Genomic DNA, 19,482 nt, shown 5'->3' on the forward strand with positions numbered 1-19,482 from the left:
CAATGAAAACGCAAACTATTGCCATGTTAGGTGCCGGCTCTTGGGGCACCGCTGTTGCAATTCACCTGGCAAAAACAGGGCATCGCGTTTTGCTGTGGGGGCATAACCCACAGCATGTTTCATTAATGGCAACAAAACGCTCTAATTCTGCCTATCTTCCCGATGTGAATTTTCCTCAAACACTCATTCCAACAGCAGATTTGCAACAATGCATTAACGATGCGGATCATGTCATTATTGCTGTCCCATCGCATGCTTTTGCAGAACTGTTAGCAAAAATAAAACCCAAGCCCAAAGGATTAACCTGGCTTACCAAGGGAGTTGATCCAGTCAGTCATCATTTACTCAGTGAACTGGTCGCGAAGCGCTTTGGCGCTGATTTTCCTGTTGCAGTAGTATCTGGCCCTTCTTTTGCCAAAGAAGTTGCCAAGTTCTTGCCTACGGCATTAACTTTGGCCAGCAATAATCCAGATTACCAAAAAAGCACTCACCGTTTATTCCATCATGATAATGTTCGTGTCTATTTAAGTGAGGATCTCATTGGTGTACAGCTTTGCGGCGCGGTGAAGAATATTTTAGCAATCGCCTGTGGAATAAGTGATGGCCTGGGCTATGGCTCGAATGCCAAAGCAGCATTAATTACCCGGGGACTCGCTGAAATGAGTCGCTTAGGCTTAAGCCTTGGAGCTCGTCAAGATACCTTCCTGGGGTTAGCGGGCGTAGGAGATTTGGTATTAACCTGTACTGATAACCAATCCCGAAACAGACGATTTGGTCTATTATTAGGAGATAATATCTCGATAACAGAAGCAGAACAACAAGTTGGGCAAGTAGTGGAAGGAAAACATAATGCAGCACAAATTTGTGCAATTGCAAAAAAACATAAAATAGAAATGCCAATTTGTGAACAAATAAATGCTTTGTTAGAAAACAAAATCACTGCCAGACAAGCAGTAATCAATTTAATGAGCCGTCCAGCAAAGGAAGAATAGTAGTAACATCTCAATAACTTGAGGAATTGTTCATATTCCAACATAGGAAACAAGAGTTTTCAGACTTATTGGGACGTTACGAATAATAAGTTGCTTTTCAAACTTAAATGCTTATGAGGTATGGTATATGAAAAATCTGGTAACCGAGGGATACATTATCTGGCTCAAAAAATTCAGAGAGTCGAATGCACGCAACACCTCATGTGTTCAAATATCAACGAATCTCATTGCTGAATTAAAAAAGATTGAATCAATTGAGCAACTTAAATCTTTAATGGCAAGCTATCTCACCGAACCCAACGAAGATTCGATTCACCAATATATCCCACCAAGCTTTTATCAGAAGCTCTCTGAATGGCAAGTTGCTGTAACCGAATTGGAACGCTCGCGAGATAAAGTACGAAGCATTCTAGAAGTGTTCGATCCAACACAACAGAATTTTTTAGTCCAACTGCTTAGCGAAATATTGGAACATAAGACGGCACCGTTACATTTTCGTACAGCAAGTATTTTAGGAGTCCTCAGTAAAGAACCGTTTTCTGAGTTAGTCGACTACCTATCCACCTTACCTTATGCACCTTATCCGACCGAGGCAAATCCAGGTGACTTTGCCGCGATAACTCCTATAAATGACTATCACCAAGCCAGTCTTATCATGCTGAACAATCTGGCGGCGTCATCCAGCTTACATCAATACTGGGGTGCAGGGAATGGATTATTACAATCGTCTCTATTGATCTATAAGGACATGCAGACAAAGGAAATCAACTTGGATGATGAGGATGATTTTGTCCCGCCAGAAAATAATGGATGCACTATTCTGTAGTGAACAGTACACATGATGCGCTCTATCAGAGCGCATCATCAACTCCTGGCGTCAACCAACTCGATGTCTTCAATAAATAATTGCTCACCAAGAAATATTTCACCGACTTTCTGAAAGCGATTAACCGAATCAGTTACCAAATAATTGGCTTTAGGTGAACGAGTTAACTCATCATTCAGCAAATCCTTATGTCGCAATAATTCATGTAATGACAAAGCAGTTGCTTGAGCTGAGTCTACGATGGCAACACCTTCAGGTAAGATCCTGGATAACAGAGGCTTAAAGACAGGAAAATGGGTGCAGCCTAAAAGCACTGCATCTTCATCGGAAAAATCATCCAGATAATGTTTTAAGGCTTCCCGAGCGACCAAATTATCGACCATCCCCTCTTCGGCCAAGGCAACCAATACACTGCAGGCTCGTGTATTAATTACAGCCTCGGGAAGATTTTTTACAATCAGCTGCTGATAAGCCTTAGAAGCAATAGTAGTTTCAGTTGCCAAAACAACAATACGATTGTTTTTGGTTGCGGCTACCGCAGCAGCCGCTCCTGGAGCCACCACACCGAGTACAGGGATGTCTGTCAGCATGCTTTGCAAATGAGGCAAAGCAGCTGTGGTTGCAGTATTACAGGCAACAACCAGGGCTTTAATACGTCGTTCCACTAAAATTCTCGCCATTTGCATGGCGTATTGCTTCACCGTATCAGGACTCTTGGTACCATAAGGAAGTCTGGCTGTGTCACCTAAATAAATAAACGATTCTTGTGGTAAATTGGCTCGTAACGCTTTTAAAACGGTCAATCCCCCCATGCCCGAATCAAATACACCAATAGCCAATTGTTTAGAGTTCAATTAAAATACTCCTTTTTTGTTATTCTTAATCCTATCATGCATTATTTGGTCCTGTATTCCTTACTACTGGCTCTTCAGCATCTTTAGTTTCATTGACTTGTTTCCGAAGTTCCTTATTATTCTTTTTAAGCGCAGCTGCGGCTTCCATGGCTTGCGGATCGACCTTACTCCTTTGCTCAAACTGACCCATTTTCGCCTTACTCATTTCATTTACGACGGCACTTTTTCTATCCACTTCGGATTGATGCGCAAGACTATTCATTTCGTAATATAACGACAGATTATGAAAGTCTCGTTTAAATCCAAAAATTGACGATTTTCTTTCCTTAGCAGGATCAAACTGATTATCACCAAATCGGTCCAGTTTGATTGCCTCTTCGCTAAATTTCAAATGAGGATTTTTTTCACCGAGAATAATTAAAGCAGTCCATAAATGACGCATTTCTTCTTCATTTGATCCGTATAAACATAATGGTTTTTCTTTGGTTGGCGGCCCGTCCAGGAGTGCTAGTGCTTCGGCAGCAACAGTCAAAGCGAATTTAATTCGCTCTTGCCTCAGCTTTGCATCTGCTGGTGAGTTGGCTGCTGGAACAGGAATAGTTTGCTTGGGAAACTCGCGAACTTCAACTTTCGCACCTGGAGTTTTATTTATCTTCTCCCCTTCCACAGTAACTGGAGTAGGAGGCGAGCGATCAATAGTGTAGCGGCCAACAGTCTCATAGGATTTAGTGACTCCATCGTCTTTATAGTCCGTACGCACTACGTCTACAGCCTCAATTTGTCCCTCAGGTACAACATGTCCTGACAGCTTAAATTGTTGATTACTGGCACTTTCATCCACCTCTGTAGCTATAGCACTACCTGGAATAGTCGTAGGAGCAGAAGATGTGTAGCTTAACTCAGCAAGTCCTTCTCGGGTAACAAATTTACGAGTCACTCCTTCGGCGTGAAATACATAGGCCTTTTTATTATCCGCAGCATCATTGATTGCAGAGAGAATACCATTAGTACCAGATAATTTATTTTGTATTCTTTCATAAAATCGTAAATCAGATTTAATTGCGGCCAATTCCTCAACTAATTTTTCGTTTACTTCGGTTAATTTATCTTTATCCGCTTGAGACAAGCCGGGATCTAAAGAACCACGCAAATTGAAAAAATTCTCCAATTTGCTCTGATTCCGCTTTAATTGTTCCACAATAGCGTCACAATCATCTGACAGGGATTGATATTTATCCTTCATTTCCACAGCTTTAAGGCGTGCCTCACCTCTAAATGTAGGATTATATAAGTAATTGGGTTCAATTTTGTCTATAAACTTAAAGTGCTTCTTGCTGTCGGTTGATACTTCACGACTTTTTTGTACTGCATCAATTTCTTGATGAATAGCGGTTATCCCTTCATTTACTACTCGGGAAGAGTTACTCAGCACTTTCCTATTAATAGCGTTGACTTTTAAATCATAAAACATTGTACTGGATAATTGAGAGGATAATTGAGCAATGAATCTGGCCCGCAACGCTGTAGTTGGAGCAACTCCCTCAATAAACTCCTTATATGTTTTCGCTGTTTTAAACTTATCTTTTATAGCTTGAGGATCCAGAGCACTCTCTTTGTTCAGCGTTAGAAAGACGCCCAATAATTTTTTATTTGGGTCGTTATCAGGAAGCAAGATAAATGCAGGCAATAAAGCCAGATTATGAGTATTTTGTTTTATAATTCCATCTCTGAGCGATGTATCGGCTTTAAACGCCAGCCCATTATTATTCAAACCAAAAGCTTCATAAAAAAGTCCTGCATCTACAGGCCCACAGTGTGGTCTGATTTTATCAATTAATGCTTTATAATTGGCAGGATCTTTAAGATCAGTAGCGGCCATGGCCATAGCAGATTCACGTAACTCTTTGTTAATCTCTTTTATCCGCGCAGGAGCTAAATTGATTGCAGGTTTAAAATTAACTAAAATTTTCGCCACTGTTGCATTTTGAATTTGTTGAAAAACAGCCAGGCTTTTATTTTCCGCCACGACCGTATCCAGCCCTGGAGTACCTTTTCCTAAATAAGTCTGCAGTGAATTAACGTCTGTTGCATTGAGCACATGATAATGATGAATTGGATCTGCTAGCAGGCTTCGTTGTTTCTCTACAGGTAAATTGGCGAACACTTTGGCCAATTGCGTATGTGGTTTAGCACCCAACTGGGATATCAAATTAAGCTGACATTCAAATAAATGAGAACGAACCCATTGTTTCATCTCTTTTAAATCTGATTCATTAATCCAATCAACAGAAGTAACTCCAGCCGTAGTAAGCACCCGTCTAAATTGATCTAGATCTGCTGCTTTATCCAGGTTATTCAGTGCATCAAGGCCATTTATCTGATTGCTAATATGGCTTTGTAACAGCGCTTTTTTCATTGCTGCAAGATTACCGATGACTGCGTGATCAACATACGGATGATCACCTACACCTGCCATTGCTTTTAATTTTACTTTAAAATCATTCTCATTAGTGGCATTAAGAGCAGGAAGTACGTTTTCTTCGGTATGTGCTAAATGCGCTTGTAAATAACGAGCGCCGAGAACACCCTTAGCCCAATCTACCTGTTGTATGTCCATATACATTTTTACGTTAGGAGGTAATCCGTCATAAAAATCTTGCGCATTCTCCTCCAGTAATGAATTTTTTTTCAATAAAATATCTGAAGTAAGTGACTCGACATGAGTTGTAAATGCCGCTTTACCTTCCGTCTGTTTCAACACGGTCATGCGTTGCTTTAAGGTCGTTTTTACTTCATCGCTCAATGGGTGAGTTATTTTATCGTTTAGCTCTTGAGGATAACCTAAATTATTTGCCGCAGCTTCCAGAATAGGTTTATCAGTTGCAGTAAGTAGCTGAACTAAAAAAGCCTTATTTTCGTTATTCTCTATTAATCTGGATAATAAAAGATCTCTGGATTGCATTTGGATTTCATCAACGGCAGCATTAGATAAAATATTGGTTGTTTTATTACTGGGTGGAGGTGGAGGCTGTATTGAAGGATCAGGTACTTCATCCGCTCTCCAGCCATGCGATCCCTGAAGAGTACCCAATTCAGGTTTTGAAGCCAGGTAAGCCCGACATTCATCCTGATTATTAGAGAGGATGTTAATCAAAACGTCATCCTTAACATCTTTTAATCCTAATAATACCCGTTGTTCAGCTGCCGCCTGACGCAGACCAAGCACTCCGCTTGGAGAAAGAAGCTTCCTGCTATCAGTATAAAAATCATCGCCATCAGTTACTGTTAAATCAGGAAATAATTCCCAAAAAGCCTTGTTAGTAATAATTGCTAGCCTGACTTGAGATGTATCTTTAGAATCAGCTTTTAGCAAATCATCTAAAGCCTTTTCACGAACCGCAGGATCCACTGTCATCAATATATCTTTGTTAGCAAGTGCAGCTTTAAGCGCCTGATTCTTTGGCATAGATATACTCCGAGAATTTTTATTTATTCATTTTAAGCGTAAATTATTAAATTAACCTTAAATTTTGTATCTATTTATTTCATCTGGCTTGAATAGATCAAAACTTAACGCTAACTTTATTAGTAGAAGTATAGCAAGTTTAAGGGCAATTGGATGACAATAAAAATAATACTGGCAGGAATGATTCTAGCCAACTTTGCTTATGCTCAGGGCTGCATTCAGGGTGAAAAACCCTCACAGCCTCGCTATGTGTGTTTCGATGGCAGAACCTTAGAACCCACCGAAACAGGATTCGTATGGAACGCAAAGCGCGGTTGCTTTATAAGCTCCGTTCCCTGCTGCAATTATAATGCAATTCATTATGCCTTCTATCCTAATCCCGCAAAAATAGGAGAAGCATTTGCTCGTTGCAGACATGATTATCCTTTCCAGCTGGGGCAAATGCAGACTCATTAGGAGATGCATGAGAAAATCAATAGCCCCCAATAGTTGCTTATTTAACCTGTTTATGATTATGCTAGATAACAAGAATACAGATGATAGACGTACTACTCCCGCATCGTATTTAACTGTATCTTACTGCACTATGATTGCTTCAACTAATTAACAATGAAAAAATTTCATTTACAAGAAAATAAGTCACCAACACATTTTAACTTGGTGCGGATCTTAAAAGAACACGGATGGCAATCAAGCAATTCAGCAACAGATACATTATTCAATGAATCATGGCTGGAATTCTCCCCGATAATCAGCAATACATTAGAATATAAACATCTGCTTGCTTCTTTTTTACAAACGAACCAATTAGCTCATTTAATGCCAGAAACCTTCTTTATTGACGACAATATTTGGCCTGCTGTACTGGAAACGCTTGAAGCATCATTCTCTATCGATACACCATGGATATTAAAGCCTTCCATGTTAAACAATGGGCAACATATTCACATATTTTCTGATTTAAATGCCATTAAAGCACATTTTAGCTCTCCTCATCGAATGGGAGGACCTCAAGTGCTGCAACGTTATATTGATAAACCACAATTAATTACAGGCCCCATAGCAGGCCATAAATTTTCTATACGTCAATTGGTTGTTTTATCTACTCACACAGACTCAGTTCTCTTTCCCAATGGCTATTTGAATATCGCCTTAAAGCCTTACTCATATGGAAACTATGATCTGTTAGCCGCTCATTTAACCAATGAACATCTTGATGAGCAACGGATTAATGTAGTTCAACGTTTATCCAATGAAATGAAAATTTATCAACCCCATAAAGAGAAAATTATTGCTCTATGCAAACTCATGGTAATGACTTTAAAAAAACAATTTACAACTCTTTGGAACGATAACGTGCCTCGTTTTTCCTGTTTTGGGTTCGATTTTATGGTAGACGCTTTTGATGAAAAAATTTGGTTATTGGAGGTGAATCATGGCCCCTGTTTTCCTATAGAGGAAGAACATCCGCTATTTTATACGCTATACCAGCCATTTTGGGAGCAAGTATACAAGCATTTTATTGAAGAACTGCCCTCTGACTTTATCATACTTGGCTGAAAGGCCCTATCCCCCTACATCCCATGCCTTGTGCAGAAAATGTAGGGATTTTAAAGCATTAGCTCAACAAAAATCGAAAATTCCTCTGTATTTCATTGAGGTCAAACTGATTCAGATAAAGAGAAAAACTCATCCAAGCGCTTAATGCCGCCAAATCCTGAAAAGGAGGTGGTAAATAAACAGGGTTAGTTAGTATGCCTCGCTCTTTTAACTCACCTAATAAAGGTAAATCATCCAAAATCAGCTTCCCAGTAAACAGTAAGGGGATAGAATCTACTCGTTTTTGGCTAATCGCAAAACGAATATAGTTATAGATTAAAACGAAGCCTTTAGCATAAGACAAATCTTTAGTAAAAGGCCCACCTGTGGGAGTGCTGCCTCTGAAGATACGAACCGTTTGATTGTAACTGTCTTCTTCTGCTAACCCACAATCGATAAAATAGCGATAAATATCTAAAAAATCAGCGCCGTTTGTTACTTTATCCAGAGCAATTACCCGATTGGTTATTTTCAATAAACGGGCAGGATAGGAAGAAAAGGTAACAACCTCAGTGATTACAGCCAGGCCTTCCTGGATTACACTACTGGATGGAGAGCCCTTGGACAGAAAAAAGCAATTAGGCTGCATTGCCCCATTCAACGTTGTGCCAACATGAACCCAACCTTCATGAACTTCCAAATAACGCAAATCCCGGTCGCTGAACATGGCCTGTTGGCTCAATTTGATGTTATCAGCACCAGCAGCAGCATCAGCAACCATATCATCACTGACCATTACCGTAACTTTGCCTGGATGTTTGGTAAAAAAACTCCCCAAGCGTGCCTGTAAAATCTCCTGCGCTTGCTGAGGAGTATAACGTTTCAAATCAGCGTCCGACTGCAGTTGCACATTCAGATCGGTCAAGACATCAAATAACAAAGTCCCCATCTGACACATTCTTGGTCCCCCGGCATAGAAGACATCATCCGGACTGCCATACAGTTCCATCGCGATCTCACTAAATGATGGGGTACCTCTTACAGCCAACATGTGCGTTGCACGGCTGTACTCTTCGCATTGACGTCTGATTAACCGAGTAAGAGTCGAATATTGACCTAATTGATTTTGAGCATCACGCAATATAAGCCTGAACTCCTCTTGCTTTTCTCCGACATCAAAAGGCAGTGGCTTTTTATCGTAATACTCTTTATCAACAACAGGGAGTTTTTGGGCTTTGGATTTAAAAAACTCCTGTTTTACCGTTTCATCCCATTTAATACTATCCAGAATCCTGATTTTGCGTTGCGCTTCCACAATACGCTTGGATAGCTCCTGTATAATGAGCAACTCTCCTGATTCTGATGGTGTCATACTTAAACCCTTATGAAGTTATAATCACATCACCTGGTGGCGCAATACTCACTCGCGCATCCTGGTTCTGTGGGGGTAAATTATAAAAATTACTGATATTCGCATTAGTCAATGGAGGTGGTACTACAATTTGTACCCCATTACGACTGTGTAAATATACATTCTCACCATTACTGGTATAACGAGAATTACAGGCAGATAGCGCCAGTGCAGCAAGAACGATAAAACTCAATTTTTTCACAACATTCCCCAATTAAATCAACTCTAAACTTTTTAATACGTTTTCTAATGCCTGATGATGAGTTTCTGATAGCGCGGTAAGTGGCAGTCTTATTTCGCCACTCATTAAACCCATTTTACTCATTGCCCATTTCACCGGAATCGGATTAGTTTCCACAAACATCAGCTCATGCAACGGCATTAACTGTTCATGCAGGCGCAAACAGGCAGCATGATCTCCATCCATAGCCAAATCACATAATTTAGCCATTAATTTAGCAGCAGCATTGGCAGTGACCGAAATAACGCCTTTAGCCCCAGCTAACATCCATTGTGCAGCAGTCACATCATCACCACTGTACACGTCAATACGCCCTTCAGACAGACGTAGAATTTGCTGCAAACGAGTCATTTGGCCTGTGGCTTCTTTAATTCCCACAATGTTAGAAATTTTTGATAATCGCGCAACTGTTTCAGGCAACATATCACAGGCTGTTCTTCCTGGTACATTATATAAAATAATAGGCATGGGTACTGCATGAGCAATACTACTGTAATGCTGAAACAATCCTTCCTGAGTAGGTTTAATATAAGCGGGAGTCATAATGAGTGCAGCATGAGCCCCACACTCCATCGCCTGCTGCGTCAGCTCAATGCATTCCCTGGTTGCGTTCATCGCGGTCCCGGCAATGACAGGGACTCGTTCTTTCGCTTGCTCTATGACTGTTTTAATGACCAACAATTTTTCATCATGAGATAAGGTCCCTGATTCGCCAGTAGTTCCTGCGGCAACCAGGCCATGAGTCCCCATTTCAATATGAAATTCAACCAGTTCCCGAAGATGATGCACATCGACTTTGTCATCCTTCATGGGAGTTACCAAAGCTACAATACTTCCTCTAAACATGGTTCCCTCTATATTCTTATTATTCGTGACCCTTATAGTACTGGAAAACCGGGGTCAGAGTAAATTTATATATCTGACTTGCGTAAAACCTGCATTGCTTATTATAAGTCGGGATTGGGGATTGCATTTCTCCTTCATCTTGACGAGGTCAACTCTGCAACGCTAAAAATTAACAGATTGACCAAAATATTTCTAAAGTCTTATAGTTTTATCAAACAAACTAAATGGCATTATTTTCTACATGTTTTCCACATTTTGTACTATCCTTCAAATGAAGGACAAATCATAAGAGGATGTCAACCATGAAAAAAACAATAGCGACGTTGGTTCTGTTAGGAGCATCAAGCCTAATGCTTATCAGTTGCACCAATGCTCAGGTTGGTACAGCAGGAGGTGCTGCTCTGGGGGCTGGATTAGGATATGCTGTCTCTGGCGGCTCAGGGTTGGGGACAGCAATAGGTGCTGGAGCAGGTGCATTAATAGGTAATTCAGTTGGTCGAGAACAAGACCGGCGTGAATATTATTACTATGGGCGCCCCTACTATTACTAAGGCTGATAGTTCTGCTGTGCAGAACCTAGAACCTGAGAAATAAATAAATCATCTTACGTAGTTTTAACTTTACCTTCCAGCCCTGTTTCCTCCTTGAGAGAGGAAAGGCTGAAAGGTGATTATTCTTACTTATACGAAAAATTTTGTTGACCCTAATCAAAAATATTCTTGCAAAATCATACAGCAATATAAAAATTACATTGCTATACTCTCCAGATAGAAAAAAAATTACAAGGAATGTAATCATGAAACTCAAAAATAAAGTAGCGATCATTACGGGTGCTGCCAGTGGAATTGGTAAAGAAATAGCCCTCGTTTATGCCCGGGAAGGAGCAAAAATCGCTATAGCAGATCTCAATCTCTCTCAAGCAAATCTTGCAGCAGAGGAAATCAATGCAATGGGCGGCCAAGCCATGGCCGTAGCAATGAACGTTATCGATGAACAACAAGTTAATGAAGGCATTGATGCTGTTGCAGAACATTTTGGCGGAATTGATGTTCTGGTAAGCAATGCAGGAATTCAGATTATCGAGTCAGTAGACAAGTTGGCCTTTGCTGATTGGAAAAGATTAATAGCTATCCATTTGGACGGTGCGTTCTTAACCACTCGCGCAGCTCTAAAACACATGTACAGCTCAGGTAAAGGCGGAAGTGTTATCTATATGGGCTCAGTCCACTCAAAAGAAGCCTCTCTTCTCAAAGCTCCCTATGTTACTGCCAAGCATGGATTGCTCGGGTTATGTAAAGTAGTGGCAAAAGAAGGTGCTGCTCATAATGTGAGAGCCAATGTTATCTGTCCAGGTTTTGTACGCACTCCTTTAGTAGATAAACAAATCCCGGAACAGGCCAAAGAACTAGGAATCAGTGAAGAGGATGTAATAAAAAAAGTAATGCTTAAAGATACCGTGGATGGTGAATTTACTACCACAGATGATGTAGCACAGACCGCATTGTTTTTCGCATCATTTGAATCCAACGCACTGACGGGCCAATCACTGGTAGTCAGTCATGGATGGTTCATGGAGTAAGACATGGCAAACACCAAAAGTCATAAAACTCGAGCTCAATATAAAAGTATTGTCTGTACCTTCCAGGGAGGTGGTGCTTTAGGAGCTTATCAAGCTGGAGTTTTGCGTGCTTTGGACGAAGCAGGATATTATCCTGATTGGTATGTTGGAACCTCGATTGGGGCAATTAATGCCGCAATCGCTGCGGGAAATCCGGAAAAAATACGTGTTGAAAAAATAATGCAATTTTGGGATTCTATTGCAACCCCTGAGTGTATTGTTGATATTGATTCACTCTTTTCTGATGATCCCTTCAGTAGGAAAGCCCATCATCTTTTATCCTCCCATGCTGCCCTGTGGCTGGGTCAGCCTGGCTTTTTTACCCCGCGTGTGACTCCACCATTTCTAAGCTGTCATAATCGTCCAGATAACATCAGCTATTACGATACAGCCCCCCTGCGCGATAACCTGGAACGCTTTATTGATTTTGATCGAATAAACAATAATAAAATAGTTCGATTAAGTGTGGGGGCAGTTGAAATCAGCTCGGGACAAATGACCTATTTTGATAGTTTTAAACAAAAAATTGGTCCCGAACACATTATGGCCAGCGGCGCATTACCTCCAGGTTTCCCTGCAATTGAAATCAATGGCAAGTTTTATTGGGATGGGGGTATTTCCAGCAACACCCCAATAAATTATGTATTGAATCATCAGGACAATAAGAATTTACTGTGTTTTATGGTGCATTTATTTGATTCCTATGGGTTAAACCCGACCACTCTTGACGAAATCATTAAACGAAAAAAAGATATAGAGTTTTCCAGTCGCTTTGCAAAAATGGTGGAGTTGTACAAGCAAATTCAAGAGTTAAAAAACAGCATTCATGTGTTAGCCCAACATGTGCCAAAAGAAAAAAAATCAGATCCCAAAATAAAATTATGCATTTCAAGAGGACATGAATCTACTATTTCTATAGTGCGATTCTTATATACTCATGATGAAACGGAATTGTCTTCAAAAGACTATGAGTTTTCACGTAAATCCATCCATGAACGAGCAGCACATGGGTATCAGGATGGCATACATGCAATGAAACAATCACCGTGGTTAAAACATATTCCTATCACCGAAGGTATTAAATTATATGACATGTCGAAAAGCAAAAAACTAAAGGAGGTTTTAAAATGAATGAAGCAGAGGTACTAAAAAAAGCTTTTGCCATGCCCATTGCCAGCCCATCCTATCCCCGTGGCCCCTACCGTTTTATAAATAGAGAGTATTTTATTATTACTTATGAAACGGATATAGAACTGCTGCAAGAGTTTGTTCCAGCTCCACTGGAAGTAACAGAACCTTTAGTCAAATTTGAATTCATTCGCATGCCTGATTCAACGGGCTTTGGCGATTACACCGAATCGGGACAAGTCATTCCCGTACGCTATAAAGGCAAACAAGGTGGCTATACTCATGCTATGTACTTAGATGATCAGCCTCCAATTGCTGGAGGGCGAGAAATTTGGGGATTTCCCAAAAAACTTGCTCAACCCAGACTTGAAGTAGTAAATGAAACACTGCTCGGTACTCTGGAATATGGCCCATGTCGTATTGCTACAGCCACTATGGGATACAAATATGAAACACTTGATGCCAAACAAGTAGCAGAATCAATGGCAGCGCCAAATTATTTACTGAAAATTATCCCACATGTCGACGGTACAACACGGATGTGTGAGCTGGTTGAATATCATCTGGCGGATATTTCAGTGAAAGGTGCCTGGCAAGGACCCGCTCAGATTGAATTGGCACACCATGCTTTGGCTCCGGTGGCGAGCTTGCCTGTTCACCGTATAGTGAGTGCTGTTCACATATTGTCCGATTTGACCTTGCCCTATGGAACAGTCATTCATGACTATATGGACAAATAACAAACAACTGCTTCAGGATGATAAAAGATGCTAATAATTGTAGGTTATATCGTAATTTTATTGTGTGTATTTGGTGGTTTTTCTCTATCAGGAGGACATCTGGCTGCCATTTTTCAACCCCTTGAATTGCTGATTATCGGTGGGGCAGCTATAGGGTCCTTTATCGTGGGAAATAATCTTACAGTTATTAAAGCAGTTTTAAAGGCACTCCCTGGTGTGTTTCGCGGCCAAAAAGCGGCAAAAACAACGTCTATCGATTTATTGTCACTGTTATACAATCTATTGAATAAAGCAAGGCAACAAGGGCTGATGTCATTGGAAACGGATATAGATGCCCCTGAAAATAGCCCCATTTTCAGCAATTATCCGGCATTACTAAAAAATCATCACGTAATTGAATTTATCTGCGACTATCTCAGATTAATCATTACCTCCAACATGCAGCCCTTCCAGCTTGAAGCCTTAATGGATATGGAAATTGATTCGCATCATGAAGAAGAAATGATCCCGGCGAATGCAATCACCAAACTTGCAGATGGGATGCCTGCCTTTGGTATTGTTGCTGCGGTTCTCGGAGTGGTACACACCATGGAGTCGATTAGTTTGCCACCATCAGAACTAGGGGTATTAATTGCACATGCGCTAGTAGGAACGTTCTTGGGTATCTTACTGGGCTACGGCTTTGTCGGCCCCATTGCAACAGCAATGGAACAAAGAGTAAACCAAACCCATTTAATGCTTCAATGCATTAAAGTCACCATATTAGCAAGTTTACATAACAATCCACCTATTATAGCTGTTGAATTCGGGAGAAAAGTATTGTTCTCTGCTCAACGACCAACGTTTAATGAACTAAATGATGAAATAAAGAATGCAAAACCCGGCGCTTCCGCCGCTGTTTCTGCTGAAGCAGCTGAACCAACTCCAAGTTAGAGAAGAGCATGAGTGAAATAAATGATATAAGCGATCTGGATGGTGATGATCTGGGTGATAAGAAAGAGAAAAAAGATAAAAAAGATAAACCGGCAACCACCCCCATCATCCGAAAAATAAAAAAGCACAAGCACCAGCATCACGGAGGTTCCTGGAAAATTGCCTATGCAGATTTCGTTACCGCTATGATGGCATTTTTCTTACTGATGTGGTTGGTTTCTTCACTAAACAAAGCACAAAAAGCTGGAATATCAGAATATTTCAAACAGCCGATGAAAATAGCGCTCTTCGGCGGAGAAAGCCTGGGAAACAGGCAAATCAATGTTAAAGGTGGCGGGCCAAATCTGGATCAAACTGATGGGCAGGTATCTGCCACTACACAGCCACTTTATACGCAAAAACAGGCCACCAGCAAAGAGGTTGTTGAGTCGAATAAGGCTGAAATAAAAAAAATGGAAGAATTAAAATCGGAAATTAACCTAAGCATAGAGCAAGATCCTTCTCTGGCTGGACTAAAGAAGCAATTACGGATGGATGTAGTATCCGATGGCTTACGAATTCAACTTATAGATAATCAGAATAAACCAATGTTTGATGTTGGGTCAGATAAAATCAGCCCAGAAATTGAACCCATACTAGCCAATATTGTTAAATTACTCAATTCAGTCCCTAATAAAGTAACCATTCAAGGACATACCGACGCAAGCCCTTATAATAACCCCGAGGAACTGGAATACACGAACTGGGAGTTATCCGCTCAAAGAGCAAACGCAGCACGAAGGGCACTCGTTAAAGCCGGGATGAATGAAGATAAAGTAATGACCGTTTCAGGATATTCATCTACTATACTTTTAGATAAATCCAATCCGTTAAATCCTGAAAATCGCCGTATCACGATCATCGTGATGAAAAAAGGATCGGAAAATAAAATCTTGACGAATGAGTGATTTTTAACTCATTCGAACAATATTCGTTATTTTATTCATATAATTGCACTATATTTCCCTTAGCCCTTGCTTGCTTTGTTTAAACTACTTGGATATGCTTTATACCAAAATTGTTGAAATACTGGCCCCCTTAGTGTTATTATTGTACAGCTATAGGGAAATGGCTCTTAAAATACTTGCAAAGAAATGAGGATGTTTTCATGTCATTAAATGAATCCGCAGCAATAGTCTCACCTGTATCAGACAATAAATCTTCCTCCTGGGGAAAACAGGACACAGTATGGATGTTAAGTCTCTATGGGACAGCCATTGGGGCGGGCACTCTTTTTCTACCTATAGACGCTGGACTGAATGGGATCGTGCCCTTAATAATCATGACCCTGCTCGCCTTCCCGATGACCTACTATTCTCATCGTGCCTTATGCCGATTTGTTTTATCAAGCTCAAAACCTAATAACGACATTACTGAGGTGGTAGAAGAACATTTTGGTTCTTTTGCAGGTCGAATGTTAACTGCCTTATATTTCTTTGCTATTTACCCCATCCTCTTAATGTACAGTGTAGCAATAACAAACACGACTGAGAGCTTTATTGTGAACCAATTGGGGCTCAATGCGCCCCCACGAGCTCTTTTAGCCGTGGTTTTAATATTGGCTCTAATGGCAATAGTGCGTTTTGGCCAGGAAATTATAGTAAAATCAATGTCTTTATTAGTTTATCCTTTTGCCACTATCTTATTACTGCTGTCATTGTATTTAATTCCACATTGGAATAGCGCGATTTTAGAGCAAAGTAACTCCTTACAGGCAAATGGAGGCCATGGATTATTAATGACCTTATGGTTGATTATTCCAGTCATGGTCTTTTCTTTTAACCACTCCCCTATTATTTCCTCTTTTGCTGTGAGCCAGAAGCAACAGCATGGTAATCAGGCAGACAAACGCAGTTCTTTAATTATGAAGTACAGCCATGTATTAATGGTACTTTCAGTAATGTTTTTTGTGTTTAGCTGTGTTTTTAGCTTATCACCGCAGGATCTAATGCAGGCCAAACAACAAAACATCTCCATTTTATCTTATCTCGCCAATCATTTTGATACCCCACTGATTGCCTACATTGCCCCAATTATTGCATTCATCGCTATCTCTAAATCATTTCTTGGGCATTATTTAGGTGCCAAAGAAGGTTTAAGCGGAATTATTGTAAAAGCGCTGCAATCATCAGGAAAAACAATCAGCAAAAGCAATTTGCAACGGGTAATTGAAGTATTTATGATTATTACTTGCTGGATTGTTGCGACCATCAATCCTAACATTCTGAAAATGATTGAAACCTTAGGTGGGCCAGTTATTGCCGTTTTATTGTTTATTATGCCCATGTATGCCATTGCCAAAGTACCTGCAATGAAAAAATACGGCAATCAAATCAGTAATGTATTTATTACCGTCATGGGTCTTATTTCAATATCAGCAATCATCTATGGATTAATTTAATAAAAATCCATCAACGCTCACGTGGTAAGCGTTTCTTTTCAGGCATGCTTACTACGTAGCAATGAAACAATGATAACAAAAATCAACTTCGGTTTTATTAACCGTTAAGCTTACGCACAAGGCTCAGTTCAATTTAAGAGTAGACGAGAGAGCATCTTGAGGGTCAGGTGGCGTATTATAATTAAAGAAACTAAACCAATCGACTTCTGGTGGTCTGAGTTTTTCCAACTCCCTGTCAATAATATTATTAATTTCCCCTTGAGCCGGTGTCCAGCCAAATAAACCGTAAATGAGTCTAATAATCCAAAATCTGCTACTCAATTGCCGAATATATTGCAAACCAGACCGTTCAGACCTGCTTGATTCTCCACCGATGTCTTTTTTTAGCTGAAGCAGATTCTTCCTAGACTCAGGATTCGTTCGATTTTCTTTTACATACTTACTGACACATTCTGTAGCTAAATTCTTTTTATATTTCAAACAAAAACGATGATCCTCACCGATATCCCTGAGAATGTCTTTAAATTCCTGATAGGTTTTAGCCTCAACTGTTTTTTGCATATAAGAGGTTTGAAAGTTATAGCGCTCCACCTGTTCGTTACGATTAAATGCCTTAAATTCAGGGGATTGTTTGGCACCATGCCTTAACAAATGTCGCATGGTAAAACGCAGATCTTGGCGCACATCAGAAAAATCCGTTGTATTGGAATCCAGCATAGCTAAAGCAACATCCAATGGAGTCTTCCCTTTACTTTTTTGGTTAATGAAACCGCCGTATTTTTGCATAGTTTCATCATATCGATAATCCCCCAGCTTAATCGCAATATGAAGTGGGGTGTCTTCGTCATTAATTCCATGCTCGGATACACAGAGCGTTTGTTGATGGGCAATAATGCTCTGGAGTTGAGAACTCAAAAGCTCTTTATCACTAGCAACACAAGACTGCGTTATTTCTCCAACCAAAGAAGACTTATCCTCAAAACTTAAACCAGCAACAAACAAGCGAAACTCATCCAATGAAAATAACATGGTCCTTAAGCGTGCCTGGCGAACAATGGTTGCTTCAGCAATTAATGCTATCTGAGCTCTATCACAAGAATCATTCTCATCAAGGCATTGTTTTAATTCTCTAACAAGCAGCTCTTCTGGGACTAATACATGTTTGTAAAAAGCCAGCCATTTGGCCCTCTTGAATTCAGGCTTATCTTTTAAATGAGAAAAAGCATGAACTTCTTTAGTGTTGTGATATTCCTTACAACTCCAGGGATTGGGGAAAAAACTGTATTTGGTGGGCCAATATGAATTACAGGAATCCTTAATATTGGGAAAATTGAGTAAGTCATATGCCGAAATATCAAAAGCATCATCACTATTACCCCAATGCGTCGGTCTTGAAGAGTAAAACGACATAATACTGTCTGCAAACATTAAATCATTATCAATTTTAAAAAATACAGCCCTTGGCTTTTCTTCATGCTCTACGAGATAGAAACCAAAATTACCCTTGTGCAGATCATCTTCTTCCAGGGTGTACGCACTGGTAAAAATATTTGCCAGAGACGAATAATCAATACTCAATAAATTTAATTGTTCCGCATCTATCAATGAGTGAAAAAAGCCATGAGGTAATTTATCCAGAAAATACATCGGTATTTTTTCAGCACAACTCACCTTCTTTTTTTTCAATTCAAAAGGCGATGCTGCATTTTTTAAAGAATAAAAAGCTCTTCCCAAACCTTCATTTTTTTCAATGACATAGCAAAGATGCTCAATTACCAATCCAAGAATTTTATTAGAATCATCTACTACCAGCTTCTGCCATGGAGTTGAATTGTATGGCAAAAATAATCGAGCTAAATGACTAAATGCTACTTCAAATCGGGAAAACTGAGGATCTCCGTATTTATTTTTTTTGAAAATAACATTTACACGATTGTTTTTCTCACCGTGCGGGCAATATGCGGCATCCAGGTATACTTCATGCCCGGAAATTGAACGCCCTCTACGAGAGATATGATTAATATTACAAGGTGTAGCCATAAGAATACAGAAAAAAATAAGATCATAATTTTACCACAATGGTCAAATAGATCTAGATGGTTAAGAACTAAAACTTATTTAAATCATCTGATTCTATGGTTAAATTATCATCATTTGAATCAAAACTCTTTTCTTCACTAAGTCGTATCTGTAATCCAACATTGTTTTTAGAATCAGCAAATTTTATAGCACTTTCTTTTGTAATTTTACCCTCTCTGTATAAGCGAAGTAATGCCTGATCAAAGGTTTGCATTCCTTGTTCATTACTTCGTGCCATAACCTCCTTGATCTCTTCAACTTTACCTTTTTCAATCAAATCAGAAATATAAGGAGTATTAATTAATATTTCGACAGCGGCTAAGCGCTGATTATTAATTCCAGGTATTAATCGCAAGGAGACTATGGCAC

Annotated in this window: 18 protein-coding genes and 1 pseudogene; 12 read left to right on the top strand and 7 right to left on the bottom strand. The window is 39.8% G+C overall.

Annotation, left to right across the window (positions count from 1 at the left end):
- The first annotated feature begins 2 nt into the window (after window positions 1–2).
- Together Q0495_RS10205 and Q0495_RS10210 are read left to right on the top strand one after the other, a co-directional pair.
- Entirely contained in the window at window positions 3–992 is a 990-nt protein-coding gene (locus Q0495_RS10205) for an NAD(P)H-dependent glycerol-3-phosphate dehydrogenase (RefSeq protein ID WP_298625721.1), read from the top strand.
- Window positions 993–1,119: 127 nt separating this feature from the next.
- Window positions 1,120–1,818, top strand: a complete 699-nt coding sequence (locus tag Q0495_RS10210) for a hypothetical protein (protein ID WP_298625724.1) — start codon at window positions 1,120–1,122, stop codon at window positions 1,816–1,818.
- A gap of 38 nt (window positions 1,819–1,856) precedes the next feature.
- Here Q0495_RS10210 and murI read toward each other — a convergent pair whose 3' ends face one another.
- Window positions 1,857–2,672, bottom strand: coding sequence for a glutamate racemase (gene murI, locus Q0495_RS10215; protein ID WP_298625727.1), 816 nt, complete (start codon window positions 2,670–2,672; stop codon window positions 1,857–1,859).
- Between the two features lie 34 nt (window positions 2,673–2,706).
- Window positions 2,707–6,138, bottom strand: a complete 3,432-nt coding sequence (locus Q0495_RS10220) for a hypothetical protein (protein ID WP_298625730.1) — start codon at window positions 6,136–6,138, stop codon at window positions 2,707–2,709.
- Between the two features lie 153 nt (window positions 6,139–6,291).
- Here Q0495_RS10220 and Q0495_RS10225 point away from each other — a divergent pair, with 153 nt between their 5' ends.
- From Q0495_RS10225 to Q0495_RS10235, 3 genes are read left to right on the top strand one after another with little or no spacing between them, the layout of a single operon-like run.
- Window positions 6,292–6,594: a hypothetical protein gene (locus Q0495_RS10225; RefSeq protein ID WP_298625733.1), complete on the top strand. Its 303-nt coding sequence runs from the start codon at window positions 6,292–6,294 to the stop codon at window positions 6,592–6,594.
- 7 nt (window positions 6,595–6,601) lie between these two features.
- Window positions 6,602–6,745, top strand: a complete 144-nt coding sequence (locus Q0495_RS10230; RefSeq protein ID WP_298625736.1) for a hypothetical protein — start codon at window positions 6,602–6,604, stop codon at window positions 6,743–6,745.
- 2 nt (window positions 6,746–6,747) lie between these two features.
- Entirely contained in the window at window positions 6,748–7,698 is a 951-nt protein-coding gene (locus tag Q0495_RS10235; RefSeq protein WP_298625737.1) for a tubulin-tyrosine ligase, read from the top strand.
- 58 nt (window positions 7,699–7,756) lie between these two features.
- Here Q0495_RS10235 and Q0495_RS10240 read toward each other — a convergent pair whose 3' ends face one another.
- The 3 genes from Q0495_RS10240 to dapA are packed head-to-tail and all read right to left on the bottom strand — an operon-like array spanning window position 7,757 to window position 10,175.
- Complete coding sequence (locus tag Q0495_RS10240; protein ID WP_298625740.1) at window positions 7,757–9,049, bottom strand: flavohemoglobin expression-modulating QEGLA motif protein; 1,293 nt, start codon at window positions 9,047–9,049, stop codon at window positions 7,757–7,759.
- Between the two features lie 10 nt (window positions 9,050–9,059).
- Window positions 9,060–9,290 (bottom strand): hypothetical protein, encoded by a 231-nt coding sequence (locus Q0495_RS10245; protein WP_298625742.1) that lies wholly within the window; start codon window positions 9,288–9,290, stop codon window positions 9,060–9,062.
- A gap of 12 nt (window positions 9,291–9,302) precedes the next feature.
- Complete coding sequence (dapA, locus tag Q0495_RS10250; RefSeq protein ID WP_298625744.1) at window positions 9,303–10,175, bottom strand: 4-hydroxy-tetrahydrodipicolinate synthase; 873 nt, start codon at window positions 10,173–10,175, stop codon at window positions 9,303–9,305.
- 302 nt (window positions 10,176–10,477) lie between these two features.
- On the opposite strand from dapA, the gene Q0495_RS10255 reads away from it, so the two are divergent.
- The 7 genes from Q0495_RS10255 to Q0495_RS10285 all read left to right on the top strand — a co-directional run bounded on the left by Q0495_RS10255 (window position 10,478) and on the right by Q0495_RS10285 (window position 17,034).
- Entirely contained in the window at window positions 10,478–10,726 is a 249-nt protein-coding gene (locus Q0495_RS10255) for a glycine zipper domain-containing protein (protein ID WP_298625747.1), read from the top strand.
- A gap of 245 nt (window positions 10,727–10,971) precedes the next feature.
- Complete coding sequence (locus Q0495_RS10260; protein ID WP_298625749.1) at window positions 10,972–11,754, top strand: 3-hydroxybutyrate dehydrogenase; 783 nt, start codon at window positions 10,972–10,974, stop codon at window positions 11,752–11,754.
- Between the two features lie 3 nt (window positions 11,755–11,757).
- Entirely contained in the window at window positions 11,758–12,924 is a 1,167-nt protein-coding gene (locus Q0495_RS10265) for a patatin-like phospholipase family protein (protein WP_298625751.1), read from the top strand.
- Window positions 12,921–13,661: an acetoacetate decarboxylase gene (locus Q0495_RS10270; RefSeq protein WP_298625753.1), complete on the top strand. Its 741-nt coding sequence runs from the start codon at window positions 12,921–12,923 to the stop codon at window positions 13,659–13,661. Before Q0495_RS10265 ends, Q0495_RS10270 begins: the two co-directional genes overlap by 4 nt.
- A gap of 27 nt (window positions 13,662–13,688) precedes the next feature.
- Window positions 13,689–14,594, top strand: a complete 906-nt coding sequence (motA, locus tag Q0495_RS10275) for a flagellar motor stator protein MotA (RefSeq protein ID WP_298625756.1) — start codon at window positions 13,689–13,691, stop codon at window positions 14,592–14,594.
- 8 nt (window positions 14,595–14,602) lie between these two features.
- Window positions 14,603–15,541, top strand: a complete 939-nt coding sequence (gene motB / locus Q0495_RS10280; RefSeq protein ID WP_298625758.1) for a flagellar motor protein MotB — start codon at window positions 14,603–14,605, stop codon at window positions 15,539–15,541.
- Window positions 15,542–15,741: 200 nt separating this feature from the next.
- Window positions 15,742–17,034: a serine/threonine transporter gene (locus tag Q0495_RS10285; RefSeq protein WP_298625760.1), complete on the top strand. Its 1,293-nt coding sequence runs from the start codon at window positions 15,742–15,744 to the stop codon at window positions 17,032–17,034.
- A 123-nt stretch (window positions 17,035–17,157) separates the two neighbouring features.
- Here Q0495_RS10285 and ankK read toward each other — a convergent pair whose 3' ends face one another.
- Together ankK and Q0495_RS10295 are read right to left on the bottom strand one after the other, a co-directional pair.
- Window positions 17,158–19,074, bottom strand: a complete 1,917-nt coding sequence (gene ankK / locus Q0495_RS10290; RefSeq protein WP_298625761.1) for a Dot/Icm T4SS effector AnkK/LegA5 — start codon at window positions 19,072–19,074, stop codon at window positions 17,158–17,160.
- 67 nt (window positions 19,075–19,141) lie between these two features.
- Window positions 19,142–19,482 (bottom strand): annotated as a pseudogene (locus tag Q0495_RS10295) (type IV pili twitching motility protein PilT); the annotation flags it as partial.

Source organism: uncultured Legionella sp. (assembly GCF_937871865.1).
GTDB lineage: Bacteria > Pseudomonadota > Gammaproteobacteria > Legionellales > Legionellaceae > Legionella.

Coding starts and splice junctions, on each gene's coding strand:
- Q0495_RS10205 (WP_298625721.1), top strand. CDS start 3: ATGAAAACGCAAACTATTGCCATGTTAGGTGCCGGCTCTTGGGGCACC.
- Q0495_RS10210 (WP_298625724.1), top strand. CDS start 1,120: ATGAAAAATCTGGTAACCGAGGGATACATTATCTGGCTCAAAAAATTC.
- Q0495_RS10220 (WP_298625730.1), bottom strand. CDS start 6,138: ATGCCAAAGAATCAGGCGCTTAAAGCTGCACTTGCTAACAAAGATATA.
- Q0495_RS10225 (WP_298625733.1), top strand. CDS start 6,292: ATGACAATAAAAATAATACTGGCAGGAATGATTCTAGCCAACTTTGCT.
- Q0495_RS10230 (WP_298625736.1), top strand. CDS start 6,602: ATGAGAAAATCAATAGCCCCCAATAGTTGCTTATTTAACCTGTTTATG.
- Q0495_RS10235 (WP_298625737.1), top strand. CDS start 6,748: ATGAAAAAATTTCATTTACAAGAAAATAAGTCACCAACACATTTTAAC.
- Q0495_RS10240 (WP_298625740.1), bottom strand. CDS start 9,049: ATGACACCATCAGAATCAGGAGAGTTGCTCATTATACAGGAGCTATCC.
- dapA (WP_298625744.1), bottom strand. CDS start 10,175: ATGTTTAGAGGAAGTATTGTAGCTTTGGTAACTCCCATGAAGGATGAC.
- Q0495_RS10255 (WP_298625747.1), top strand. CDS start 10,478: ATGAAAAAAACAATAGCGACGTTGGTTCTGTTAGGAGCATCAAGCCTA.
- Q0495_RS10260 (WP_298625749.1), top strand. CDS start 10,972: ATGAAACTCAAAAATAAAGTAGCGATCATTACGGGTGCTGCCAGTGGA.
- Q0495_RS10265 (WP_298625751.1), top strand. CDS start 11,758: ATGGCAAACACCAAAAGTCATAAAACTCGAGCTCAATATAAAAGTATT.
- Q0495_RS10270 (WP_298625753.1), top strand. CDS start 12,921: ATGAATGAAGCAGAGGTACTAAAAAAAGCTTTTGCCATGCCCATTGCC.
- motA (WP_298625756.1), top strand. CDS start 13,689: ATGCTAATAATTGTAGGTTATATCGTAATTTTATTGTGTGTATTTGGT.
- motB (WP_298625758.1), top strand. CDS start 14,603: ATGAGTGAAATAAATGATATAAGCGATCTGGATGGTGATGATCTGGGT.
- Q0495_RS10285 (WP_298625760.1), top strand. CDS start 15,742: ATGTCATTAAATGAATCCGCAGCAATAGTCTCACCTGTATCAGACAAT.
- ankK (WP_298625761.1), bottom strand. CDS start 19,074: ATGGCTACACCTTGTAATATTAATCATATCTCTCGTAGAGGGCGTTCA.